The sequence below is a fragment of the Streptomyces uncialis genome, assembly GCF_036250755.1.
GTDB lineage: Bacteria > Actinomycetota > Actinomycetes > Streptomycetales > Streptomycetaceae > Streptomyces > Streptomyces uncialis.
The window spans coordinates 6,664,052-6,688,288 of record NZ_CP109583.1; the positions used below are offsets into that span (position 1 = coordinate 6,664,052).

The 24,237-nt window shown below is 73.9% G+C and carries 19 protein-coding genes and 1 pseudogene; 12 read left to right on the top strand and 8 right to left on the bottom strand.

Annotated features, from left to right (window positions below; all coding sequences use genetic code 11):
- Positions 1 to 11: 11 nt before the first annotated feature.
- The 6 genes from OG711_RS27790 (at position 12) to OG711_RS27815 (ending at position 6,739) form a co-directional block, all read left to right on the top strand.
- Positions 12 to 1,280: a prenyltransferase/squalene oxidase repeat-containing protein gene (locus tag OG711_RS27790; RefSeq protein WP_329561145.1), complete on the top strand. Its 1,269-nt coding sequence runs from the start codon at positions 12 to 14 to the stop codon at positions 1,278 to 1,280.
- 137 nt (positions 1,281 to 1,417) lie between these two features.
- Positions 1,418 to 2,095: an SCO2322 family protein gene (locus OG711_RS27795; protein ID WP_329564087.1), complete on the top strand. Its 678-nt coding sequence runs from the start codon at positions 1,418 to 1,420 to the stop codon at positions 2,093 to 2,095.
- Between the two features lie 13 nt (positions 2,096 to 2,108).
- Positions 2,109 to 3,317 carry a CbiQ family ECF transporter T component gene (locus OG711_RS27800; RefSeq protein WP_405674126.1) on the top strand — a complete coding sequence of 403 codons (1,209 nt, stop codon included), beginning with the start codon at positions 2,109 to 2,111 and terminating at the stop codon, positions 3,315 to 3,317.
- Positions 3,314 to 4,924, top strand: a complete 1,611-nt coding sequence (locus OG711_RS27805; protein ID WP_329561147.1) for an ABC transporter ATP-binding protein — start codon at positions 3,314 to 3,316, stop codon at positions 4,922 to 4,924. The genes OG711_RS27800 and OG711_RS27805 overlap by 4 nt, the downstream gene beginning before the upstream one ends.
- Positions 4,921 to 5,838 carry an ECF transporter S component gene (locus tag OG711_RS27810; protein ID WP_329561149.1) on the top strand — a complete coding sequence of 306 codons (918 nt, stop codon included), beginning with the start codon at positions 4,921 to 4,923 and terminating at the stop codon, positions 5,836 to 5,838. The genes OG711_RS27805 and OG711_RS27810 overlap by 4 nt, the downstream gene beginning before the upstream one ends.
- 445 nt (positions 5,839 to 6,283) lie before the next feature.
- On the top strand, positions 6,284 to 6,739 hold the full coding sequence (locus OG711_RS27815; protein ID WP_073793507.1) for a lytic transglycosylase domain-containing protein: 456 nt from the start codon (positions 6,284 to 6,286) through the stop codon (positions 6,737 to 6,739).
- 84 nt (positions 6,740 to 6,823) lie between these two features.
- On the opposite strand, the gene OG711_RS27820 is transcribed toward OG711_RS27815, so the two are convergent.
- Positions 6,824 to 6,973, bottom strand: a complete 150-nt coding sequence (locus tag OG711_RS27820; protein ID WP_266514962.1) for a hypothetical protein — start codon at positions 6,971 to 6,973, stop codon at positions 6,824 to 6,826.
- 789 nt (positions 6,974 to 7,762) lie between these two features.
- Here OG711_RS27820 and OG711_RS27825 point away from each other — a divergent pair.
- On the top strand, positions 7,763 to 9,325 hold the full coding sequence (locus tag OG711_RS27825) for a hypothetical protein (protein WP_073794178.1): 1,563 nt from the start codon (positions 7,763 to 7,765) through the stop codon (positions 9,323 to 9,325).
- Between the two features lie 1,208 nt (positions 9,326 to 10,533).
- Positions 10,534 to 10,929: an FHA domain-containing protein gene (locus OG711_RS27830; RefSeq protein ID WP_073793506.1), complete on the top strand. Its 396-nt coding sequence runs from the start codon at positions 10,534 to 10,536 to the stop codon at positions 10,927 to 10,929.
- 56 nt (positions 10,930 to 10,985) lie between these two features.
- Here OG711_RS27830 and OG711_RS27835 read toward each other — a convergent pair whose 3' ends face one another.
- Positions 10,986 to 11,666 (bottom strand): O-methyltransferase, encoded by a 681-nt coding sequence (locus OG711_RS27835; protein ID WP_073794176.1) that lies wholly within the window; start codon positions 11,664 to 11,666, stop codon positions 10,986 to 10,988.
- Positions 11,667 to 12,088: 422 nt separating this feature from the next.
- Between OG711_RS27835 and OG711_RS27840 the strand changes: the two genes are divergently transcribed.
- Positions 12,089 to 14,131, top strand: a complete 2,043-nt coding sequence (locus OG711_RS27840; protein ID WP_405674128.1) for a bifunctional glycosyltransferase 87/phosphatase PAP2 family protein — start codon at positions 12,089 to 12,091, stop codon at positions 14,129 to 14,131.
- Positions 14,132 to 14,905: 774 nt separating this feature from the next.
- Here the strand turns inward: OG711_RS27840 and OG711_RS27845 are convergent.
- Entirely contained in the window at positions 14,906 to 15,589 is a 684-nt protein-coding gene (locus tag OG711_RS27845; protein WP_329561154.1) for a TetR family transcriptional regulator, read from the bottom strand.
- Between the two features lie 284 nt (positions 15,590 to 15,873).
- Here OG711_RS27845 and OG711_RS27850 point away from each other — a divergent pair, with 284 nt between their 5' ends.
- From OG711_RS27850 to OG711_RS27860, 3 genes are read left to right on the top strand one after another with little or no spacing between them, the layout of a single operon-like run.
- Complete coding sequence (locus OG711_RS27850; protein ID WP_245876986.1) at positions 15,874 to 17,322, top strand: glycosyltransferase family 4 protein; 1,449 nt, start codon at positions 15,874 to 15,876, stop codon at positions 17,320 to 17,322.
- Positions 17,322 to 18,056 carry a class I SAM-dependent methyltransferase gene (locus tag OG711_RS27855; protein WP_073793503.1) on the top strand — a complete coding sequence of 245 codons (735 nt, stop codon included), beginning with the start codon at positions 17,322 to 17,324 and terminating at the stop codon, positions 18,054 to 18,056. The genes OG711_RS27850 and OG711_RS27855 overlap by 1 nt, the downstream gene beginning before the upstream one ends.
- Positions 18,053 to 19,123 carry a glucosidase family protein gene (locus OG711_RS27860; RefSeq protein WP_329561160.1) on the top strand — a complete coding sequence of 357 codons (1,071 nt, stop codon included), beginning with the start codon at positions 18,053 to 18,055 and terminating at the stop codon, positions 19,121 to 19,123. Before OG711_RS27855 ends, OG711_RS27860 begins: the two co-directional genes overlap by 4 nt.
- A 108-nt stretch (positions 19,124 to 19,231) precedes the next feature.
- On the opposite strand, the gene OG711_RS27865 is transcribed toward OG711_RS27860, so the two are convergent.
- The 5 genes and pseudogenes from OG711_RS27865 to OG711_RS27885 form a co-directional block, all read right to left on the bottom strand.
- On the bottom strand, positions 19,232 to 19,516 hold the full coding sequence (locus OG711_RS27865; RefSeq protein ID WP_073793501.1) for a hypothetical protein: 285 nt from the start codon (positions 19,514 to 19,516) through the stop codon (positions 19,232 to 19,234).
- A gap of 124 nt (positions 19,517 to 19,640) precedes the next feature.
- Complete coding sequence (locus OG711_RS27870) at positions 19,641 to 20,495, bottom strand: DUF5336 domain-containing protein (RefSeq protein WP_266514951.1); 855 nt, start codon at positions 20,493 to 20,495, stop codon at positions 19,641 to 19,643.
- 153 nt (positions 20,496 to 20,648) lie between these two features.
- On the bottom strand, positions 20,649 to 21,719 hold the full coding sequence (locus OG711_RS27875; protein ID WP_329561163.1) for an N-acetylmuramoyl-L-alanine amidase: 1,071 nt from the start codon (positions 21,717 to 21,719) through the stop codon (positions 20,649 to 20,651).
- Between the two features lie 199 nt (positions 21,720 to 21,918).
- A complete protein-coding gene (locus OG711_RS27880; RefSeq protein WP_329561166.1) occupies positions 21,919 to 22,629 on the bottom strand; it encodes a class I SAM-dependent methyltransferase in 711 nt (236 codons plus the stop codon).
- A 155-nt stretch (positions 22,630 to 22,784) separates the two neighbouring features.
- A pseudogene (locus OG711_RS27885) lies at positions 22,785 to 24,230 on the bottom strand (MFS transporter); the annotation flags it as partial.
- Between the last annotated feature and the right edge of the window lie 7 nt (positions 24,231 to 24,237).

Sequence of the window (24,237 nt, forward strand, 5' to 3'; positions counted from 1 at the left end):
ACCCGCCGATCATGAACGTCCGCCGCACAGTCACGGCCATCGCCGCCACCGCGGTGATCGCCGCGGCCGCAGCCCCGACGGCCACCGCCGCCCCGGTCACCACTCCCGCGACCCCCGAAGCCCCCGCGGCCCCCGACGCACCCGGTCTGCACGGCAGCACCGACCCCACCTACGACGGGGTGTGGCGTCAGTCGCTCACCCTCCTCGCCCAGGACACCACCGGGGTGCGCCCCGCCGCGCAGGCGGTCGACTGGCTCACCGCCCAGCAGTGCGCCGACGGCGCCTTCGCCGCGTTCCGCGCGGACCCGGCCGCGAAGTGCGGCGCCAAGACGCCCGTCGACAGCAACAGCACGGCCGCCGCCGTGCAGGCCCTCGCCGCGCTCGGCGGCGAGGACACCGCCGTACGCGACGCCGTCCGCTGGCTGAAGTCCGCGCAGAACCCGGACGGCGGCTGGGGCTACCTCCCCGGCGGCCCCAGCGACACCAACTCCACGTCCCTCGTCGCGGGCGCGCTCACCGCCGCCGGTACCGCGCCGGACGGCGTCCGCTCCAAGAAGGGCAAGAACGCGCACGACGCGCTGCTGAAGCTCACCGTGCCGTGCGACGCGGACGGCGGCGGCGCCTTCGCGTACCAGCCGGACAAGAAGGGCGTCCTGGCCGCCAACGCGGACGCCACCGCCGCCGGTGTCCTCGGCGGACTCGACCGCACCCTCGCCACGAAGGCCGCGCCCGCCGCCGACCCGGCCGCCCCGGCCACCTGCGCCGAGCCCCGTACCGCCGCGGACGCCGCCCGCAACGGCGCCGCCCATCTCGTCACCGCGCTCTCCGCCAAGGGCTATCTCGTCAGCAGTCTCGCCGGGGCGAAGGACCAGCCCGACCACGGCAACACCGCGGACGCGGTCGTCGCCCTGGCCGCCGCCGGACTCACCGACCGCGCGGACCGCACGGTCACCTGGCTGAAGCGCGACGGCGCGGCCTGGGCCGCCAAGAGCGGTCCCGCCGCCTGGTCCCAGCTCGTCCTCGCCGCCCACGCCACCGGCGCCGACCCCCGCGACTTCGGCGGCACGGACCTGGTCCAGCGCCTCAACGCCACCGGCCCGGCCCCCGAATCCGTCCCCGACGCCAAGGACACGGCGGCCGAGGACGGCAAGGACAACGCCAAGGACAGCAAGGACGACGACGGGGGCCCCGCCGTCATCTGGATCATCGGAATCGGACTGGTCGTCGGCATCGGGATCGGCATCCTGCTGAGCGGCCGCCGCAAGAAGCGGCAGAAGTGACCCCGCCGCCCCGGCCCACCGGAGAGCCGACCCGACGGCCCCTCGGAAAGCCCACGGGTCAGGCCACGGGACAGCCCGCCGACCGGCCCCGGCAGGCCCGCCGCAGCCACCGCCGGGCCCGGACCCCCCTCGCCGCCCTGCTGCTCGCCCTCCTCGCCGCCGTCACCGCCGTGACGACGGCCGCCGCACCCGCACAGGCCGCCGGATACCGGTACTGGTCCTTCTGGGACCTCACCGACGGCACCTGGACGTACGCGAACCAGGGGCCGTCGATCGCGCGGCCCGGGGACGGCGACGTCCAGGGGTTCCGGTTCGCGGTCAGCGAGAACTCGCAGGACGCGGCCAAACCGCGCGGACCGCACGACTTCGGCGCGATCTGCGGCGCCACCGACGCCCGCGACGGGAGCAAGCGCGTCGCGCTCGTCGTCGACTTCGGGACCCGTGCCGACGCCACCGGCGGGGAGAACCCGCCCGCGCCCCGTACCGCCTGCGCCCGGGTCGCCGAGGACGCGACCAGCGCCGAGGCGCTCGCCTCGGTCGCCGAGCCGCTGCGGTACGACAGCAACGCCCTGCTCTGCGCGATCGACGGCTACCCCCGCACCGGCTGCGGCGAACAGGTCTCCGGCGACACCCCCGGGGACACCCCCGGGGACAGCCCCGGGGACACCCCCGGGACCTCCGGTGACACCGGCACGGCCTCCGGCGACGCCGCCGACGCGGACAGCGGTGGCCCGTCCGCCGGGGTGTACGCCGGGATCGCCGCCGTCGTCCTGCTCGCCGCCGCCGCGCTGTGGCAGTCCCGCCGACGGCGCTGACCGGAGCCCGACCGTGCCCGTGACCCCGCCCCCGAAGCCCGCCGCCGAGCGCACCCCCGCCCGGCGCGCGGCGCGGCCCGCGCGCGGGCCGCGCCGCCCGTACGCGCCCGCCGCGACCCGGGCGAACGCGCTGCACCCCGGCGCCTGGTGGGTCTGGGCGCTCGGGCTCGGGGTCGCCGCGTCCCGCACCACCAACCCGCTGCTGCTCGGGCTGCTCGTCGCGGTCGCCGGGTACGTCGTCGCGGCGCGCCGCACCGAGGCGCCCTGGGCCCGCTCGTACGGCGCGTTCGTCAAGATCGCGCTCGTCGTCCTCGGGGTGCGGCTGGTCTTCGCGGTGCTGCTGGGCTCCCCGATCCCCGGCAGCCATGTCCTGGTGACCCTCCCGGAGGTCCCGCTGCCCGACTGGGCGCAGGGGGTGCGGATCGGCGGCCGGGTCACCGCCGAGGGACTCGTCTTCGCGCTGTACGACGGGCTGAAGCTCGCCACGCTGCTCATCTGCGTCGGCGCCGCCAACGCGCTGGCCAACCCGTCCCGGCTGCTGAAGTCCCTGCCTGGCGCCCTGTACGAGGCCGGGGTCGCCGTGGTGGTGGCCCTGACGTTCGCCCCCAACCTGATCGCGGACGTCCGGCGGCTGCGCTCCGCCCGCCGGCTGCGGGGCCGTCCCGACCGGGGGCTGCGCGGGCTGCTCCAGGTGGGGCTGCCCGTCCTTGAGGGCGCACTGGAACGCTCGGTCGCGCTCGCCGCCGCGATGGACGCGCGCGGCTACGGCCGTACCGCCGATGTCCCCGCCCCGGTCCGCAGACTGACCGCCGCGCTCACCCTCGGCGGACTGCTCGGGGTGTGCGCCGGGACGTACGGGGTGCTCGGCGCGGCGGGCGCCGGGTACGCGCTGCCGCTGCTGGCCCTGGGGACCGCCGCCGCGCTCGGCGGACTGTGGCTCGGCGGGCGGCGCTCGGTGCGCACCCGCTACCGCCCCGACGCCTGGGGCGCGCGTGCCTGGCTCGTCGCCGGTTCCGGCGTGGTGGTCGCGCTGGCGCTCATCCGGTTCGGGTCGCTGGACCCGGACGCCCTGCGGCCCGGGGTCGTCCCGCTCACCGCCCCGGAACTGCCGCTGTGGCCCGCCCTGGCGATCCTCGCCGGACTTCTCCCCGCGCTGATCGCCCCGGCGCCCGTCCGGCCCGGGGAACCGGCACCGGGGCCAAGGAAGGACACCCGCCCGTGATCCGCTTCGAGAACGTGTCCGTCCGCTACGACGGGCAGGAGCACCCCGCGCTGCGGGACGCCGACTTCGAGGTGCCCGAGGGCGAACTCGTGCTGCTCGTCGGACCGTCCGGGTCCGGCAAGTCCACCCTGCTCGGGGCGGTCAGCGGACTCGTCCCGCACTTCACCGGCGGCACCCTGCGCGGCCGGGTCACCGTCGCGGGCCGCGACACCCGTACCCATAAGCCGCGGGAGCTCGCCGATGTCGTCGGCACCGTCGGACAGGACCCGCTGGCCCACTTCGTCACCGACACGGTCGAGGACGAACTCGCCTACGGCATGGAGTCCATGGGCACCGCCCCGGACGTGATGCGCCGCCGGGTCGAGGAGACCCTGGACCTGCTCGGGCTCACCGAACTGCGCGACCGCCCGATCGCCACCCTCTCCGGCGGCCAGCGCCAGCGCGTCGCGATCGGCTCCGTCCTCACCCCGCACCCCCGGGTCCTGGTCCTGGACGAGCCGACCTCCGCCCTCGACCCGGCCGCCGCCGAGGAGGTGCTGGCCGTCCTCCAGCGGCTGGTCCACGACCTCGGGACGACCGTCCTGATGGCCGAGCACCGGCTCGAACGGGTCGTCCAGTACGCCGACCAGGTGCTGCTGCTGCCCGGCCCCGGCGAACGCCCGCGGCTCGGGGAACCCGGACGGATCATGGCCGACTCGCCCGTCCGGCCGCCCGTGGTGGAACTGGGACGGCTCGCGGGCTGGTCACCGCTGCCGCTGAGCGTCCGGGACGCCCGGCGCAAGGCCGGCCCCCTGCGCGAACGCCTCGCGGACGCCCCCCGGCCCGCCGCGCCCGCGCCCTCGGACCCGGACACCCCGCCGGTCGCCCGGCTCAGCGGGGCCGGGGTCCGCCGGGGCCACATCGAGGCGCTGCGCCGGATCACCCTCACCCTCGGACCGGGGGAGACCGTCGCGCTCATGGGCCGCAACGGCGCCGGGAAGTCGACCCTGCTGTCGGCCCTCGTCGGACTGGTCCGCCCCAGCGAGGGCACCGTCCGGGTCGGGGACGCCGTACCGCACCGCGCCAAGCCGCGTGATCTGATCCGCCGCGTCGGACTCGTCCCCCAGGAACCCCGCGACCTGCTCCACGCCGACACCGTCGCCGCCGAGTGCGCCGCCGCCGACCGGGACGCCGGTGCCGCGCCCGGCACCTGCCGCGCCCTGGTGAGCGACCTGCTCCCCGGGATCGCCGACGGCACCCACCCCCGTGACCTCTCCGAGGGACAGCGGCTGGTCCTCGCGCTCGCCGTCGTCCTCGCCGCCCGGCCCCCGCTGCTGCTGCTCGACGAACCGACCCGGGGCCTCGACTACGCCGCCAAGGCCCGGCTGCTCACCGTCCTGCGGGCGCTCGCCGCCGACGGCCACACCATCGTGCTGGCCACCCATGACGTGGAACTCGCCGCCGAACTGGCCCACCGGGTGCTGATCCTCGCCGACGGCGAGAGCGTCGCGGACGGCCCGGCCGCCGAGGTCGTCGTCGCGTCCCCGTCCTTCGCCCCGCAGGTCGCCAAGGTGCTCGGCACCGGACCGTGGCTGACCGTCGCCCAGGTCCGCGAGGCCCTGCGATGACGGCCCGCCCGCCGCGCCACGACCGGGCGGTCCGCGCGGTACGGCTCGGACCGCGCTCCGCCGCCGCCCTCGCGCTCGTCGGCGCGGTCGGTGTCGCCGGGTTCGGCTGGCCGTTCCTCGCGGACCCCGCCTCCTCCGTGAACGCGCACTCCCAGGACGCCCCCTGGCTCTTCGCCGCGCTCCTCGTGCTGCTCATCGGGGTGGTCGCGGCGACGATCTCCGAGTCCGGGCTCGGCGCCAAGGCCGTCGCGATGCTCGGGGTGCTCGCCGCGACGGGCGCGGCCCTGCGCCCGCTGGGCGCGGGCACCGCCGGGCTGGAGCCCATGTTCTTCCTGATGGTGCTCAGCGGACGGGTCCTCGGACCGGGCTTCGGGTTCGTGCTCGGCGCGCTCACCATGTTCGCCTCGGCGCTGCTCACCGGCGGCGTCGGCCCCTGGCTGCCGTTCCAGATGCTCGCCATGGGCTGGTTCACGCTCGGCGCCGGGCTGCTGCCCGGCCCCGACCGGCTGCGCGGCACGGGCGAACGGCTGCTGCTCGCCGCGTACGGGTTCGTGGCGGCGTTCGCGTACGGCACGGTCATGAACCTCGCGGGCTGGCCGTTCATGGGCGAGCTGACGTCGAGCGTGGCGTTCCGGCCGGGTGAGCCGGTCGGGGAGAACCTGGTCCGGTTCCTCGCCTACTGCGTCGCGACCTCCCTGGGCTGGGACCTCGGCCGGGCGGTGCTGACCGTCGTACTGACCCTGGCCCTCGGCGGGACCGTGCTGCGGGCGCTGCGGCGCGCGACCCGCCGGGCCGCCTTCGAGGCGCCGGTGGCCTTCGAGGAGCCGGTGACCGCCGGGGAGCCCGGGGCCGCCGGTGCCCCGCCCGGCGCGGAGGTACGGGCGGCGGCCGACGGGGTGCCCGGCGGGACGTAGGGACCGTGGTCCCGGTCACCTTCCGGGGCTCCCGGGCCCGCTCCCGACCCCCTGTCCGTGCGGCGCCGGTCACATTCCCCGGCGCCGCCGTGTGCCTCCGTGAACGCGGTCCGTGAGCCGCCGGGGGCCCCGCTGGTGAGGAGTCCCACAGGACTTCGCCCTCCACTACCCGGGGTCGTAGCCGCATTTCCTTGACGTGTTCGCGTCGTCAGGGGGTCTGACCTGGGGATTGAGAGCCAGCTCACAGAGCGGACCGATCGGGCACATGCGACTCCCACTAGTAAAAGGGGTCATTGCGGGAGCTTCCCCGGCCTGCTTCTCTGGATCGAGTCGCACGGCGCCGATGTGCCCACCCGGGCCACGGCGCCCACGCTTTCCCCCTCCCGGCCGAGCCGGGGCCACGGATCGCGTACGACCGTCCTCGACCCCGACCGGAAGGTCTTTCGTGTTCGCCTCCACCGCTTCCCTGATCCGTCGTACCGCTTCCCCGAAGAAGGCCCTCGCCGGTGCCGCCGTCGCCGCCGCCACGACCGGGATGCTTCTCGCCTCCGGCCCCGCGCAGGCCGCCACGCCCGCCCAGGCCGCTCCGGTGTCCGCGCAGACGGTCAAGGCGGCGTCGGCCAAGACGATCGCGAAGAAGCTGATCCCGGACAGCACGCAGTACACCGCCTTCGAGAAGATCATCACCCGTGAGTCCAACTGGGACGTCACGGCGCAGAACTCCTCCTCGGGCGCGTACGGCCTGGTCCAGGCCCTCCCGGGCACCAAGATGGCCACCCATGGGTCCGACTGGCGGACCAACCCCGAGACCCAGATCAAGTGGGGCCTCGACTACATGGAGGACCGCTACGGCAGCCCCGTCGGCGCCTGGAACTTCTGGAAGTCCAACGGCTGGTACTGACCCGGCCCGGCAGTGAACGACACGAAGCGGTGACGCCCCTGGAGGGCGTCACCGCTTCGCCGTGTCCGCGCACGGACCGCCGGGTCAGCGGCCCCGGTAGGCGTCCCGGACGGTGACCGTCGCGGTGGTGCCGTCCCGGTCGGCCACCCGCGCCCGCAGCGCGACACCCCGGCCCGCGGCCGGGTTCCGTACGCTCACCCGGCCGTCGCGGACCGGGCGCTCCCGCCAGGTCACGCCGCCGTCGTACGGGACGGCCACGGTGAGCGGGAGCGGCCGGTCCTGTGGTGAGCGCGGCGGTGACCGCGAGGGCGGTGACGAGGGCCCTGGCCCCCGGACCGCCGGTTCTTCCGTTGCGTGTGTGGTGCATGTCTCCCCTTGCCGCAGGTGCGGAGGAGCGATTCGAGCAGGGCCCGGCGGCCGGGCGGACCGGATCGCGGGGAACGGGGCGGCATTGCGCCAACGACGCGGTACGGGCCGGGGGCGGACGTCGCCCGTGACCGCCCCGGGATCCGGCCCGCACCGGACCCGATCGCGGCCCGCGCCAACGGAGTTGCTCTCATTCGGGGTTCGGCATGTCCATGCAGGTCGCACGGCTTCGTACGGTATCCGCGATCCGGAATCCGCCCCGGACGCCGCCCTCTCCGTACAGGTCGGGGGCGGTTCCCCGGGCCCTCCCGGGGCGGCCGGACACCGATCCGGTGGCCCGTCCCGGTGAACGTTTCCGCGTGATCTCGCGTCTAGGCTGAGGAACCCTGTCCCGCATCAGCCCTCCGGGCCCCAGCAGAAACGGTCACCGTGGTCGCCGAGCCGTCAGCCCTCACCGAGCCCCGCACGGACTCCGCACGGGAGGCGGCGCCAGGACCCTCACGTACGGCAGCACGGCAGTCCGGGACACTCACCCCGCAGCCGCGCGCACCGCAGCCGCCCGAGGTCACCCGGACCCCGCGGCTCCCCGGTTCCCCCGGCACCGGCACCACCCCGGCGGGCACCGGCACCGGCAGGGCCCCGACCCGCGCCGAGCGGCTGCGCGCCCTCGCCGAACGCCACCGCGTCCCGCTGATCGCGACCCTGCCCACCCTGCCGCTGTACGTGGTGTGGTGGGCGTTCCTCGCCACCGGCGGCGGCGACCTCGCCGCGCAGCAGGCCTGGGCCTGGTTCGGCTCGGAGCACGCGGACTCGCCGTACAACCTCTTCTGGTACGGCGGCACGCACACCGCCAACTACAGCCTCATCTCCCCGTACCTGATGGCCGCGGTCGGGGTACGCACGGTCACCGTGCTGTCCGGGCTGGTCTCCGCCTGGCTCGCCGCGCTCGTCATCCAGCGCACCGGCATCCGCCGCCCGCTCGGACCCGCCGTCCTCTTCTCGATCGCCCTGTGGTGCAACGTCGCCTCCGGCCGCACCACGTTCGCCCTCGGCCTCGCCTTCGCCCTCGCGGGCATGCTCGCCCTCACGGGACGCCGCCGGGACCTCGGCCGGGCCGGACTGTGGGCGCTGCTGGCGACCATGGCCAGCCCCGTCGCCGGACTGTTCCTCGCCGTCGCGGGCGCCGGCTGGCTGCTGGTCCGCGACTGGGGCCGCGCCGCCGTCCTGCTGATCCCGCCGGCCCTCGTCGTCGCCGCTACCAGCCTGCTCTTCCCGTTCAAGGGCGAACAGCCCATGGCGGCCGACCGGATACTGCCCCCGGTCCTGTTCTCCCTCGTACTGGTCGCCGCCGCGCCCCGCAACTGGCGGGTGCTGCGCTGGGGCGCCCTCGTCTACGCGGTCGGCGTGGTCCTCACGTACTTCGTCTCCTCGCCGATCGGCACCAACGTGGAACGGCTCCTCGGGCTCGCGGTGCCGTCCGCGCTGCTCGCGGCGCTGATGGTGCCGGGACTGGACAAGGTCCGGCGGGTCGCGCTCGCCCTGTCGCTGGTCCTGTCGTCCACCTGGCTGGTCCAGAAGACCGTGGACGACCTGATCGTCTCCACGAAGGTCCCCGCGTGGGCCCAGCACACCGAGGACGTCGTCGCCGAACTGGAGCGGCTGGGCGCCGACCGGACCCGGGTCGAGGTCGTGCCCGCGCGCAACCACCGGGAGGCCACGGCGTTCGCCCGGCACATGAACCTCGCGCGCGGCTGGAACCGTCAGCTCGACGTCGAGCGCGGTCGGCTGTTCTACGACGGCTCGTTCTCCCCGAGCGCGTACCGGGCGTGGCTGGACCGCTGGGCCGTCGGGTACGTGGTGCTGCTGAACGGCAAGCCGGACGGGCCCGCCCAGAAGGAGGCCGCACTGGTCCGGTCCGAGCCGCAGTGGCTGGAGCGGGTGTGGCGCGACGCGAACTGGACCGTGTACCAGGTGCGGGACGCGGTGCCGCTGGCTTCGGCGCCGGCGACCGTCGTCGACTCCACGAGCACGGACATGGAGATCCGGATGAGCGAGAAGGGGTCCGCGACGATACGGATCGCGTACTCGCCGTGGCTCCGGGCGGAGGGGGCGTGTCTGCGGCCCCACGGGGAGTACACGCGGCTCGATGTGCCGGCGGCCGGGGTGTACCGGATCGGCTCCTCCTGGAGCCGTACGGCGGAGCCGGAGTCCTGCGGGTAAGCCTTCGCTTGCGCCTCTGGGTTTCCTGTGCGGGACGCACTCCGTTCCTGTGCCGTCGCTCGGTGGTTTCGCGGTTCCCCGCGGGTCGCCTTCGCTTGCGCTTGTGAGGTCTGTCCGGGTGGACGTGCTTCGTCCCTGTGCGGGTCGGACGGGGGTGCGCAGTTCCCCGCGCCCCTGGGTTTCTTGTGCTGGGCGTACTTCGTTCCTGTGCCGTCGTTCGGTGGGTTTGCGCAGTTCCCCGCGCCCCTTTGGGGCGCGTTCTGCTTGTTCTTCGGGTCGGTGCCGGTCGGGATTCTCCGTCCTCGATCCGACACGCTCGGTACGACGCTTCCTTGCCCGACTGAAGAGCATCGGAGTCTGCGGGCAGAGATTCCCGCCCACCCCCTTACGTGAGTCCGGCGACTGCGCGAGGAGGGTGGTTCCGCAAGCGAAGACCCCGCAGACTGACGACAGCCCCAGGTGGGCGCCCTTTCAGGGGCGCGGGGAACTGCGCGAAGACGAGGGCGGGCCCGCACCCGAGGAACGACGGCAAGGGGGCAGCGCCTCAGGGGCGCGGGGAACTGCGCGAAACCACCGAGCGACGGCGCAGGGACAAGTGCGCCCGGCCGGACAGACCCAGGGGCGCGGGGAACTGCGCGAAGATGAGAGCTGGCCCGCACTCGAAGAGCGACCGTAATGGGGCAGCGCCTCAGGGGCGCGGGGAACTGCGCGAAACCACCGAGCGACGGCGCAGGGACAAGTGGGTCCAGCCGGACAGACCCAGGGGCGCGGGGAACTGCGCGAAGATGAGAGCTGGCCCGCACTCGAAGAGCGACCGTAATGGGGCAGCACCTCAGGGGCGCGGGGAACTGCGCGAAACCACCGAGCGACGGCGCAGGGACAAGTGGGTCCAGCCGGACAGACCCAGGGGCGCGGGGAACTGCGCGAAGACGAGGGCGGACCCGCACTCGAAGAGCGACCGTAATGGGGCAGCACCTCAGGGGCGCGGGGAACTGCGCACCCCACGAACGACGGCACCGGGACAAGTGGGTCCAGCCGGACAGACCCAGGGGCGCGGGGAACTGCGCACCCGCGGACGGCCTGTACGGGGACAAGTGCGCTCGGGCCGGGGAGACCTGAGAAGCGCTAGCGAAGGCGGCCCTCTGCCGTGTGGGCGGGGGCTGTGCGACGCTCGCCGTGGACCACTGCGGACGACAAAGGAGCACAGGGTGCTGGAGCTGACCATGGCGACGCTGTCGGAGGCCGACACGGGGGCCACGGCGGGGATGCTGATGGCCGAGACGGCGAGCACGGCGGGCGCGGTGCTGAGAGTGGGGCGGGACCGGAGCGTGTGCCGGCTCGCGACCCCCGACGACTGGCTCTTCGTGTCACGGACCCATCTGGAGTTCCGCTGCGGCGCGGACGCCGGGTGGACGGTCACCTGGCTGCGCGGCTCGCAGGTGGACCCGTCGTCCGAGGTGCGTCTCACCGTCGGCCGCGGCCCGTCGCAACCGCTCGCGTACGGCGGGACCGTACCGCTGCCCCCGGGCTCGTCCGGGGAGATCGTGGTCCTCGACCGGACGGGACCGCGTTCGGTGAACGTCGGTTTCTACCACGAGACATGACCGGGGCCCGGCCGCACCGGACCACTCCGGGACGGCCGGGCGCGTACGTCACCGGGTCAGGCGGTGACCCGGGCGAGCAGGAAGCCGTCGTACCCCTTGGTGCCGACGGTCTGGACGGCGGTCCCGGACAGCCGGGGATGCTCCGCCACCCGGTCGACCAGGGTGCGGGTGCCGGTGATCGCGGGATCGGAGCTGTCCCCGTCCACCACACCGCCGCCCCGCACGACGTTGTCGACCACGACGACCGAGCCGGGGCGGGTGAGCCGCACCGCCCAGTCCAGGTAGTGGGGGTTGTTGGCCTTGTCCGCGTCGATGAAGACGAAGTCGAACGGTTCGGCCCCCTCCGCCTCCAGCACGGGCAGCGAGTCGAGCGCGGGCCCGACGCGCACCTCGACGAGCCCGTCCAGCCCGGCACGGGCGATATTGCGCCGTGCCACGTCCGCGTGGGCCGCCGCGTACTCCAGGGTGACGAGACGGCCGTCGGCGGGCAGCGCGCGGGCGAGCCAGATGGTGCTGTAGCCGCCGAGCGTGCCGATCTCCAGGATGCGGCGCGCGCCCTGGATCTCCGCGAGGAGCTGGAGCAGCTTGCCCTGGTTCGCGGCGACCGCGATGCTCGGCAGCCCGGCCGCGTCGCTGTCCCGCAGGGCCGCGTCCAGCGCCTCGTCGGCGGGCGCGAGAGCAGCGGTGAAGTAGTCGTCGACTGCGTCCCACCGGTCCTGCGAGGTCGGGTCGGTCATGAACGGCACCCACTTTCGTTAGGGCGGCTAAAGAGTCCGTCGGTCCGAAGATAACCCGGGCCCGCGCGGTTCCTCCGCCGGAGTGGTTCCGGCGCGCGGGGCGGCGCCGGGAGCGCCCGGCGGAGGCCCGCTCACGCGGGGGGCGCGATCCCCGGGACAAAGTGCCATCAATGAGGTCGGAGGAGTTGAATTCGCCTCCTTCGACGGGCAGTCCGAGTGTGATCAATATCGCCCCTGGCGGTCAGGAGTGAGCCGTTTCCCGACTATCGTCATCCGATCAAAAGTGAAGAGGCTGTCAGGTGAAGAGGGGGTTGCCTGCGTCTCCTCGCAAGGACAGTGCGAGCCTTTAGGGTCGGCCCATCGAGACAGGCCGTACATCGATGAGCGAAGTATGCGAAACGGGGCGGGAGGGCCGACGCGGCGTGGCGAAAGCGGAGCACGGGGGACCAGGAGATGTCTTGCTGGCGAGACCGGGAGACACGGTGAACCCTCGGATAGGGGCGATGCGCGTCGGCCTGTGGCTGATGGCGGCACTCCTGGCCGTCCGGCAGATCACGGTGGTGCTGCGGCAGCCGCCGGGCGAACGGCTCACCGATCTGGGGACCTGGACCGGCCCCGGCGGAGTGCTGCACGTCCCCGGGTCGCTCTACGACGCCGCCCAGTTCACGGGTACCCCGTTCAACGGACTCGTACTCAAACCTTTCGCGAGCTCCGCCGAGCAGGCGCTCGGCTGGGGCTGGACCTTCGGCACCCTGCTGCTCGTGGCCGTCCTCGGGCTGATCGTCGCGCGGGCCGTACCCCAGCCCGTGTCCCGGCGCACCGCGCTGCTGGCCGCGCCCGTCGCGATCTGCCTGCTGATGCTGTCCCTGCCGGTCCGCAACACCCTGCACCTCGGCCAGACCAGCATCATCCCCGTCCTGCTCGTCCTCGTCGGCTGCTTCGCCGCCCGTGACGAGCGGGTGAGCGGTGTGCTCATCGGCATCGGCGCCGCTTTCCAGCCGACCGTGCTGCTCTTCGCCCCCCTGCTGTGGTTCACCGGCCGCCGCAAGGCCGCCGTCTCGGCGGGCGCCACCTTCGCCGCGAGCACGGCCCTCGCCTGGGCCGCGATGCCCGACGACTCCTGGACGTACTGGATCGACGAGGCCGCGGGCGCGGGACTCGCCGTGAACCCCGACGGGCTCGCCAACCAGTCGCTGCACGGCGCGCTGCTGCGCTTCGGGCTGAGCGGTCCGCTGGAGTGGGCGCTGTTCCTGGCGCTCGCCGCGGCCGTCGTGTACATCGGACTGCGCCGCGCGGTGCGCTACGCCCGGGACGGTCAGCTGCTGCTCGCCGTCGCCATCACCGGCTGTGTCGCCGTCGCCGTGTCCCCGACCGCCTGGCAGCACCAGCTGCTGTGGGTGCTGCTCGCGGTCGTGGGACGGGTCGGCAAGCGGGCCTCGGACCGGCCCGTGTGGCCCGTCGCCGTGGTCCTGGCGATGACGCTGCCCGCGAAGATGATGCTGCCGAACATGGCGGTGCTGCATCCCATCCGGGACAACGTCATCCTCGTCGCGGCGCTCGCCGCCGCGTGTTTCGTGCCGTTCCTGTCCCGGACGGCGCCCACCTTCGACCGGCCGGTCCCGACGGACTACGCGGCGCCCGTGGCCGCGCGCTGGAAGTGGGTGCCGCTGGTTCCGTTCTGGCGACGGGTGCTGACCCGGCCGAACCTGCTGCTCGAAATGCTGCTGATCCGGGTCGGGTACTCCGCGTACTCGCAGGTGCGGCTCGCGGCGACCGCGGGGCGTTCCACCGCCGAGGAGCACGGGCGCCAGATCCACTCCATCGAGCAGGCGCTGTTCATCGACATCGAGCACTGGGTGAACCATGCCGTCGTCGGAGTGCCCTGGCTGAAGGACTTCTTCAACTTCTACTACACGTCGTTCCACTTCGTGGTGCCGCTGACCGTGCTCGGGGTGCTGTACGTCCGGCGGCCGGTCGACTTCCGCTGGGCGCGGACCGCGCTCGGGTTCGCCACGGTGCTCGCGCTGATCGGGTTCTGGCTGTACCCGCTGGCGCCGCCGCGGCTGATGCCCGGGCTCGGGTTCATCGACACGGTGCACGGTGCGCAGGACTTCTCCAAGCCGGACTACGGGACGCTGACCGCGCTCACCAACCAGTACGCGGCGATGCCGTCGCTGCACTTCGGGTGGTCCCTGTGGTGCGGGGTGGTGATCGTGATCCTCGCGCCCAAGGTGTGGATGAAGGTGCTGGGCGCGCTGCATCCGACGATCACCGTGATGACGATCGTCGGGACGGCGAACCACTGGGTGCTGGACGCGGTGGGGGGTGCGATGGTGGTCGGTGCGGGGTTCGGTATCGGGTACCTGTTGGCCGGTCCCCGGGCCCGGTCCGTGCCCGTGCCGCCCGCGGCGCCCGACGAACCGGAGAAGGCCGCGGTGCGAGAACCGGACCGCTCCCTGACCTGACCGCCCGCCCCCCGAGCGACCTGTGCAGGACGCACTCGTCCCCGCACGGGTCGCTCGTGGGGTGCGCAGTTCCCCCCGCCCCTGGGTTTCCTGTGCTTGGCCCACTTGTTCCAGCTGGGGTGCTCGGTGGTTTTGCGCAGTTCCCCGCGCCCCTGAGATCGCGCCCCTTGCGGTTCCCGTTCGGGTGCGGGTGGTCCTTGGTTGCTCGCGCAGTTCCCCGCAGGTCGCCTTTGCTTGCGCTTCCTAGGTCTGTCCGGCTGGGCGCACTTGTCCCCGTGCGGGTACTCCGGGGGTGCGCAGTTCCCCGCGCCCCTGGGTGGTGCCCCGTTGCCGTCGCTCTTCGGGTGCGGGGCCGTCCTCGTTTTTGCGCAGTTCCCCGCGCCCCTTTGGGGGCGCCCCATCATGTTGTCCGTCGTCTGCGGAACCCCCCTCCTCGTGCAGTCGCGCTGCTGCGGGAGGGGGTGGGCGGGAATCTCTGCCCGCAGACTCCGATGCTCTTCAGTAGCTCCGCTGGGCGTCGTGCCGAGCGTGTCGGATCGAGGACGGAGAATCCCGACCGGCACCGACCCGAAGAACAAGCAGATGGCGCCCCAAAGGGGCGCGGGGAACTGCGCGAAAACGACGAGCGACGGCACAGCAACGAAGTACGCCCAGCCGGACAGACCTCACAAGCGCAAGCGAAGGCGACCCGCGGGGAACTGCGCACCCCACGAGCGACCCGCACAGGAACGAAGTACGCCCAGCCGGACAGACCTCGGAAACGCAAGCGCAAGCTCACGTGTCAATGAGCCGGGACACCGTCACGATGTCCGCCTCGACCTCCGCCACCGAAGCCCGCCCCGACACCCAAGCCACCAGCACGGCATGCCACGCATGCCCGATCACCCGCACCGCGGACCCGCACCCGGCGCCGGGGCCGAGGCCGGACCCGGAGGCGGGGCCGGACCCGGGCACCCGTGCCACCGCGGGTGGCCCCTCGGCCCCGGGGCCCCCTGGCCCCACCGCGTCGAGAACGATCGCCGCGGTCCGCGAGGACACCCGCTCCACCTCCGCGCTCACCGACCGGTCGGCGAACGTCAGCGCCCGCACCACCGCGTCGGCGAGCCGCGGCTCCCCCCGGAACGCGTGGAACGCGCGGATCAGCGTCTCCGCGACCCGCTCCGCGGCCGTCTCCCCCCGGAGCGGCCGCCCCCGCAGGGACTCGTGCACCCGCTCCAGCCGGTCCCGCATGGTCGCCACCAGCAGATGGACCTTGGAGGGGAAGTAGCGGTACAGCGTGCCGAGGGCGACCCCGGACAGCTCGGCGACCTCCCGCATCTGCACCCCGTCGAACCCGCCCCGCGCGGCGAGTTCCGCGCCGGCGCGCAGGATGCGCCGCCGCCGCTCCTCCTGACGTTCCGTGAGGGGTGCCGGGCACGCCCCCGACCCGCCGTCGTCCGGCATGGCTCGTGCTGTCATGTGCCGCGTTCGTCCCGTTCCCTCGCAGTCGTCCGTCACCGGGCAGGATGCCGGACGGCGCGGGGGAGTGCGACCCCGGACGGGCCCCGGCCACCGTGACCGGATTGCCGGTCCGTACACGATCGCGGGCGCCGGGCCGTGGTGCGAATCACCTGGTCCGCCCGGCCGGGCGCGGCTACCGACCGGTAGATTCGGTCTCCTTGGACGCCCGGGTCTGAAACTTGTTCTAGATTGCCGCCCGCACGTAGGGTCGGGCGACGACACCGCCGAGAAGGGGGCCATGAGTGACCGCAGAGGCCATGGAGGCCCGCCCTCAGCCGGGGGACGGAATCCGGCAGCCCGCCGCCCTGACCGGTACCCCGGCGGCGGCGCCACCCGACGGTCACCCCTTGCGGATCGCGCTCCTCACCTACAAGGGGAACCCTTTCTGCGGAGGCCAGGGCGTCTACGTCCGCCATCTCTCCCGTGAGCTCGTCCGCCTCGGCCACCGTGTCGAGGTCATCGGCTCCCAGCCGTACCCTGTCCTCGACGAGGGCGAGGACCTCGCCGGACTGCGCCTGACCGAGCTGCCCAGCCTCGATCTGTACCGCCAGCCGGACCCGTTCCGCACCCCGGGCCGCGGCGAGTACCGCGACTGGATCGACGCGCTGGAGGTCGCGACCATGTGGACCGGCGGCTTCCCGGAGCCGCTGACGTTCTCGCTGCGCGCCCGGCGCCATCTGCGGGCCCGGCGCGGCGAGTTCGACGTCGTCCACGACAACCAGACCCTCGGCTACGGCCAGTTGGGCGGGCTCGGCGCACCGCTGGTGACCACGATCCATCATCCCGTCACCGTCGACCGGCGGCTGGAGCTGGACGCCGCCCCCCACTGGCGGCGCCGGGCGTCGCTGCGCCGCTGGTACGCCTTCACCCGGATGCAGAAGCGCGTCGCCCGTCGGCTGCCGTCGGTCCTCACCGTCTCGGGCACGTCCCGCGGCGAGATCGTCGACCAGCTCGGGGTGCGCCCGGACCGGGTCCATGTGGTCCATATCGGCGCCGACACCGAGCTGTTCGCCCCCGATCCGTCGGTGGCCGAGGTCCCGGGCCGGATCGTCACCACCTCCAGCGCGGACGTGCCCCTCAAGGGCCTGGTCCATCTGGTCGAGGCACTGGCGAAGCTCCGTACCGAGCACCCGTCCGCCCATCTGGTGGTCGTCGGCCGCCGCGCCGAGGACGGCCCCGTCGCCCGCGCCATCGAACGGTACGGGCTCGAAGGCGCCGTCGAGTTCGTGAAGGGCATCAGCGACACCGAGCTGGTGGACCTGGTGCGGTCGGCGCGGATCGCGTGCGTCCCGTCGCTGTACGAGGGCTTCTCGCTGCCCGCCGCCGAGGCGATGGCCACGGGCACCCCGCTGGTCGCCACGACCGGCGGCGCGATCCCGGAGGTCGCGGGCACCGACGGCGAGACCTGTCTCGCGGTGCCGCCCGGTGACGCCGGAGCCCTCGCCGCCGCGCTGGGCAGGCTGCTCGGCGACCCGGAGCTGCGGGCCCGGCTCGGGGCGGCGGGCCGCGCCCGGGTCCTGGCCCGGTTCACCTGGGCCCAGGCCGCCAAGGGCACCGTGGAGCACTACCGGGAGGCCGTCGCCCGCGCGTCGGCCGCCCGGCCGACCGGTACCGGCCGGGGCCCCGCCCCGGCCGCGGACACAGGCAGCGGCCGTACCGCGGCCACACATGTGGTGGGGAGCAACCACTGATGCTGACCGTCGACTTCACCCGGTTCCCGCTGGCGCCGGGCGACCGCGTCCTGGACCTCGGGTGCGGCGGAGGCCGCCATGCCTTCGAGGCGTACCGGCGCGGTGCGCGGGTGGTGGCCCTGGACCGCAACGCCGAGGAGATCCGCGAGGTCGCCTCGTGGTTCGCCGCGATGAAGGAGGCGGGGGAGGCCCCGGCGGGCGCCACCGCCACCGCCATGGAGGGCGACGCGCTCAACCTGCCCTTCCCCGACGGCTCGTTCGACGTCGTGATCATCTCCGAGGTGATGGAGCACATCCCCGACGACAAGGGCGTGCTCGCGGAGATGGTCCGGGTGCTCAGGCCCGGCGGCCGGATCGCCGTCACGGTCCCGCGCTACGGCCCCGAGAAGGTGTGCTGGGCGCTCAGCGACGCCTACCACGAGGTCGAGGGCGGCCATATCCGTATCTACCGCGCCGACGAACTCCTCGACCGGATACGCGAGGCGGGACTGCGGCCCTACGGCTCCCATCACGCGCACGCCCTGCACGCGCCGTACTGGTGGCTCAAGTGCGCGTTCGGCGTCGACAACGACCGCGCCCTGCCCGTGCGCGCCTATCACAAGCTGCTGGTGTGGGACATCATGAAGAAACCTCTCGCCACCCGGGTCACCGAACGGGCGCTCAACCCGCTGATCGGCAAGAGCTTCGTCGCGTACGCGACCAAGCCCCAGCTGCCCGCGGTGGACGCTTCGTGACGACCCCCCGGACGGAACACCTCGTCCTGCCGGGGGTCCTCACCGCCGAGGAGGCCACCGCGACCGTGCGGGGGCTCCTCGCCGTGCAGCGGCCCGACGGCGCCATCCCGTGGTTCCGCGGCCACCATCTGGACCCCTGGGACCACACCGAGTCCGCGATGGCCCTCGACGCGGCCGGGGAGCACGAGGCCGCCGCCCGCGCCTACGCCTGGCTCGCCCGGCACCAGAACCCGGACGGCTCCTGGTACGCGGCCTACGCCGACGGCGACCCCGACGACGTCACCGACCACGCCCGCGAGACCAACTTCTCCGCGTACGTCGCCGTCGGCGTGTGGCACCACTACCTCGCCACCGGCGACGAGGGCTTCCTGGACCGGATGTGGCCCACCGTCTTCGCCGCCGTCGAGTTCGTGCTCGCCCTCCAGCAGCCCGGCGGACAGATCGGCTGGAAGCGCGAGCCGGACGGCACACCCGTCCCCGACGCCCTGCTGACCGGCAGCTCCTCCATCCACCAGGCCCTGCGCTGCGCGCTCGCCCTCGCCGACCAGCGCGACGAGCCCCAGCCCGACTGGGAGCTGGCCGTCGGCGCGCTGCGCCACGCGATACGCCGCCACCCCGAACGGTTCCTCGACAAGAACCGCTACTCCATGGACTGGTACTACCCGGTGCTCGCCGGGGCGGTGTCCGGCGCGGAGGCCGCCCAGCGGATCGCCGGCGGCTGGGACCGGTTCGTCGTCCCCGGGTACGGGGTGCGCTGCGTGGTGCCCAACCCCTGGGTCACCGGCGGGGAGTCCGCCGAACTCGCCCTCGCGCTGTGGACGGTCGGGGAGTCGGACCGGGCCCTGGAGATACTCCAGTCCATCCAGCATCTGCGCGACCCGGACAGCGGTCTGTACTGGACCGGCTACGTCTACGCGGACCGCGCGGTATGGCCCGAGGAACTGACCAGCTGGACGGCCGGCGCGCTGCTGCTCGCCGTCGCCGCCCTCGGCGGGCACGAGGCGACCTGCGCGGTGTTCGCCGGTGACCGGCTGCCCTGGGGCCTGGACGCCCCCTGCTGCGCCTGAGCACCCGTACGACGGGGCGGCCTTGAGCACCCGTACAGCGGGCCCTGAGCACACGTACGGCGGGGCGGGGCCGTCTCCGGCCCCGCCCCGCCCGGACCGCGTGGCCGGTCAGCGGCGTACGCGGTTCGCCACGGTGTGCCCGACGAGGAGATAGACCACGGCGGCGAGGCCGTAGCCCGCGACCACCCGTGCCCAGTCCTGGTCGAACGTGAAGAGGTCGTGCGACCAGCCCGCGAGCCAGTGCGCACTGTCCTGCACGAACTGGACGAGCGCGTTGCCGCGATTCGCGTCCAGCAGGTACATCAGGATCCACAGGACCAGGATGAAGGCCATGACGTCCGCCACGGCCGCGATGATCCTGCCCGCCTGGCCGGTTCTCCGATGTGTGGTCATACCTCCCGCTTGACCCGTCGTGGACACTTCAAACCCGGATACCGGCGGCCCGGTCGGGCGCGGGGAACGCCGATGGCCCCACCCCGGGAGGGGTGGGGCCATCGGTCCGGATCCGTGCGAAGGGTCAGCCCCGCTGGATGCCCGAGGTGTCCTGGAGGACGCCGCGACGGCCGTCCTGCGTCTGGGCGATCAGCCCGGGGCCGCGCTGCTCCACCGCCAGATACCAGGTACCGGGGGCGAGTTCGGCGATCGGGGTCGGCGAGCCGTCCTCCGCGTACAGCGGACGCGGCACCGGCACGGCGAACCAGAACGGCGAGAAGTCCCCGCCGGACGACGGCTGCCCGGGAGCCTGCGGACCGGGCGCCGGGGCGCCGGGCTGCTGGCCCTGCGGGGCGCCGCCCGGGGCACCGAACGGGCCCGGCTGCGGCTGCCCGCCGAAGGAGGGCTGGCCGCCCGGTCCGCCCGGGTAGCCGTACCCGCCCTGCGGCGGCTGCTGCCCGTACGGCTGCGGGGTCTGCGGACGCGGGGCGCCCAGCAGCGGTGCCTTCAGCGCGGGCACCAGCGGGGTCGCCACGGCCGCGCCCGCGAGGAGCACCGCCGCGATCAGCCCGAGGATCAGGCCCGCGCCCGCGTCCGGGGAGAGCGAGCCGCTGCTGTCGAACGCGCCCGCCGGGTCGAAGATGTACCCCAGCGCGCTCCAGGCCGCGAAGATCGCGAAGGCCACACCGAACTGGCCGAGGTCCAGCCCCACGATCTTGCGCGGCTGCGGCTGGGCGTGCGAGACGACGATCAGCGCGGCCGCGATGATGCCCGCGAGGAACACGCTCATCAGGGTCGGCGCGCTGTCCCAGGCGTTCGGGAAGTCGGCTCCGTCACCGGCTCCGTCGATCGAGTACATGTCGAGGAACGAGGCGACGAAGAGCAACACCGCTGCTCCGATCACCACGCCGTCGCCTCTAGTGAGGGAGCGGATATTCACTTCAGGTCCTTCGTCCGTCGTCTGTTCGGTCGCTGGTGAGGGGCGTCGCTGTCGCCGTCGAGGGTGTGCGAAGCGCGGGGGCGGCCCTACATCGTAGGGGTGACCCTATCGTCGGCGCGCCGAAGGTGTCTGCCAGGTCAGGGGCTGTGCGTACTACCCGCGCAGAAAACTCATGATTCCCTCGGAGATCCCCCGCGCCGCCCGTTCCCGCCACGCGCCGCTCGTCAGCAGAGCCGCGTCCTCGGGGTCACGCATGTTGCCGCATTCGATGAACACCTTCGGGACCTGCGAGAGGTTGAGGCCCCCGAGGTCGTCACGGACATCGAGCGCCGTACCGTCGCCGACGTAGTTGGACGGCGCGCTCCCGGTGGCCCGTACGAAGTGCCCCGCGATACGTTCACCCAGGTCACGGGAGCGGCCGACGATCGGCGCCGTGTTCGCCCCGGGGCCCTCCAGCAGCGCGGGAAGGATCATGTGGAAGCCGCGGTTGCCCCGCGCCGAGCCGTCCGCGTGGACCGATACCACGGCGTCCGCGAGCGCCTCGTTGCCGATCCGGGCCCGCTCGTCGACGCAGGGGCCCCAGGGGCGGTCCCCGTCATGGGTGAGGACGACGGTCGCGCCCTGCGCGCGCAGCTGGGAGCGCAGCACCCGTGACACATCGAGGGTGAACTCCGCCTCGGTGTACGCCTTCCCGCCCGCGACGGCGTTGGTCGAGGTGCCGGTGGCGTCGCACGCCTTGCGGCCGGTGCCCATCTCGACCTGCCGCCCGATCTCCTCGGTGTGCCGGAAGTTGCCCGGGTTGTGTCCCGGGTCGATCACGACGACCTTGCCGCTCAGGGGCAGTCGCGCGGGGCTCTCCCCGTCCCGGGGCGTGCCGCCGCCCGGTCCGGCCGTACCGGGGCGGGTGCCGTCGGGGGTGGCCCCCGGGGCGGCGGGGGCGCTCGCGGCGCCGCTCCTCGTGGCACCGTCCCTCGTGGTGCCGTCCGTCGCCGGGCGGGTGGCGGGGGAGCCCGGGCCGTTCGCGGTGGGTGCCTGGCCGCGGGCGTCCTCGGTGCCGGAGCCCGCGGGGGTCCCGCCGGCGGTTGGTGTGCCGTCGTCCGTGAGCTGGACGGCGAGGGCCGCGATCACCACGGCGGACACCACGACGGCCGCCGCGGTGAGCGCCGGACGGCGGGTGCGGCGCGGCGGGCGCGGGGGGTCGAACTCGGGGCCGGCGTAGGACACGCCGCCACCCTACCCGCTGCCCCGGGCGAACCCCCGCAGAACAGAAACCCCAGTTCAAGGCGGTCATACCGGGTAACGCCGGTTCCCGTTACGGTCCGTGGGCTCCGGTGCGTTCCGGTGGGTCCCTGTGCTGACCGGCTGTGGCCCCGCCGTCGGACCTGGGCCGGTCCGGTGTCTGGTCAGGGCAGTTGGCGGCCGGTCAGGGGCGTCCGGCGGGCTGCGAGAGGCTGGTGGGGGCCGGGGTGAGCGGGTCTCCGCCGGTGCGGCGCAGGACGCGCAGCGAACCCGTCGCCCCCGTCTCCTCGAAGGCGCCGGAGGCCAGCGCGCGCAGATGGACGCGGTACGGGGCCTGGCCCGTCATGATGTCCACCGGGTCCGGGAAGACGTCATGGATGACGAGCAGACCGCCCGGGACGAGATGCGGCGCCCAGCCCTCGTAGTCGGCGGTGGCGTGCTCGTCGCTGTGGCCGCCGTCGATGAACACCAGCCCCAGCGGGGTGTTCCACAGCGCGGCGATCTGCGGGGAGCGCCCGACCAGGGCCACCACATGCTCCTCCAGCCCGGCGCGGTACAGGGTCCGGCGGAACACCGGGAGCGTGTCCATCAGGCCCACCTCCGGGTCCACGGTGTCCGGGTCGTGGTACTCCCAGCCGGGCTGCTGCTCCTCGCTGCCCCGGTGGTGGTCGACGGTGAGCGCGGTGAGGCCCGCCGAACGGGCCGCGTCCGCGAGGAGGATCGTGGAACGCCCGCAGTAGGTGCCCACCTCCAGCAGCGGGCGGCCGAGGCGGGCGGCCGTCACGGCCGCCGCGTGCAGGGCGAGCCCCTCGTCCCGGGGCATGAAGCCGGGCGCCGCCCCGAAGGCGGACAACACCTCGGGCGCGGGCGGCGGAACGGGCTGTGACCTGGTCATCTCGGCTCCTGGCGGTACGGCGGACAGGGCGCGGCCGGGCCGCGCCGTCATGCTGGCACAGCCGCCGGACCGGCGGCGGCGGGGGTGCCCGTCCGGCGGGGCGCGCACGGCCGGGCGGGACGCGGGGGAGGCGGGGGCGCGGGTCACCGTCAGGGCGCGCGGCGGGGGTTCGGCAGACAGAGGGCGAGGACGAGGCCCACGGCCACCGCGCCCGTCGCGATCAGGAACGAGAGCCGGAAACCGGTCATGCTGGGGATCTCCGTACCGTCCAGCGGGATCGCCGTACGGGCGATGACCATCCCGATCACCGCGCTGGACACCGAGGTCCCGATGGACCGCATCAGGGTGTTGAGGCCGTTCGCCGCGCCCGTCTGGGACGGGTCCACCGCGTGGGTGATCAGGGTCGGCAGCGACGCGTACGCGAGGCCTATGCCCGCGCCCATCACCACCGAGATCACCACCGTCTGCCAGGCGGCGCTCATCATCCCGAGACCCGCCGCGTACGCGGCTCCGATGACCAGCATCCCGAGGACGAGCGTGAACCGGGCCCCGTACCGCGCGGACAGCCGCGCGTACACCGGGGCGGTGAACATCATGGTGAGGCCGAGCGGGGCCACGCACAGTCCGGCGACCACCATCGACTGTCCGAGGCCGTGGCCGGTGGAGGCCGGGAGCTGGAGCAGCTGCGGCAGGGTCAGGGAGATCACGTAGAAGCTGACACCGAGCATGATCGACGCGAGGTTGGTGAGCAGCACCTCGCGGCGGGCGGAGGTCCGCAGGTCCACCAGCGGCGCCGCGCGCCGCAGTTCCATGTACCCCCAGGCCAGCAGGGTGACGAGGGCCCCGCCGAACATGCCGAGGGTGAGCGGGGAGGCCCAGCCCCAGGCGTCGCCCTTGGTGATCGGCAGCAGGAACAGCACGAGCCCGGCGGTGAGTCCGAGCGCGCCCGGTATGTCGAAGCCGCCGGTGGCGCGTACCCCGGACTCCGGGACGAACAGCAGGGTCAGCACGATCCCGAGGGTGCCGAGCGCGGCCGAGCCGAAGAACAGGGTGTGCCAGTCGAGGTGCTGGGCGGTCAGCGCGGCGGCGGGCAGCGCGAGGCCGCCGCCGACCCCGATCGACGAACTCATCAGCCCCATCGCCCCGCCGAGCCGGTCCGGCGGCAGCACGTCCCGGATCAGCCCGATGCCCAGCGGGATCGCGCCCATCCCGAAGCCCTGGAGCGCCCGCGCCGCGATCATCACCGTCAGATCGCTGGTGAACCCCGCGGCCAGGGACCCCACGACCATCAGGGACAGACTGACGACCAGCATCCGCCGCTTGCCGTGCAGATCGCCGAGGCGGCCCATCACCGGGGTGGCCACCGCGCCCGCGAGCAGGGTGGAGGTCAGGACCCAGGTCGCGTCGGCCACCGAGGTGTTCAGCAGTACGGGCAGGTCCTTGATGACCGGCACCAGCAGGGTCTGCATCACCGCGACGGTGATGCCCGCGAACGCGAGCACCGGGACGACGCCTCGCCCGTCACGCGGGGAGCGGCCGGTGGCGGCGAGCCCGGTCCGGACGGACCGTACGGACGGGTCCCGCTGCGTCGGCTGCGGCATGGGGTGG

Bases quoted from the DNA above. Each gene is read 5' to 3' on its own strand.
- OG711_RS27845 (WP_329561154.1), bottom strand. From the start codon at position 15,589: ATGACAGCACGAGCCATGCCGGACGACGGCGGGTCGGGGGCGTGCCCG.
- OG711_RS27790 (WP_329561145.1), top strand. From the start codon at position 12: ATGAACGTCCGCCGCACAGTCACGGCCATCGCCGCCACCGCGGTGATC.
- OG711_RS27835 (WP_073794176.1), bottom strand. From the start codon at position 11,666: ATGACCGACCCGACCTCGCAGGACCGGTGGGACGCAGTCGACGACTAC.
- OG711_RS27865 (WP_073793501.1), bottom strand. From the start codon at position 19,516: ATGACCACACATCGGAGAACCGGCCAGGCGGGCAGGATCATCGCGGCC.
- OG711_RS27810 (WP_329561149.1), top strand. From the start codon at position 4,921: ATGACGGCCCGCCCGCCGCGCCACGACCGGGCGGTCCGCGCGGTACGG.
- OG711_RS27855 (WP_073793503.1), top strand. From the start codon at position 17,322: ATGCTGACCGTCGACTTCACCCGGTTCCCGCTGGCGCCGGGCGACCGC.
- OG711_RS27880 (WP_329561166.1), bottom strand. From the start codon at position 22,629: ATGACCAGGTCACAGCCCGTTCCGCCGCCCGCGCCCGAGGTGTTGTCC.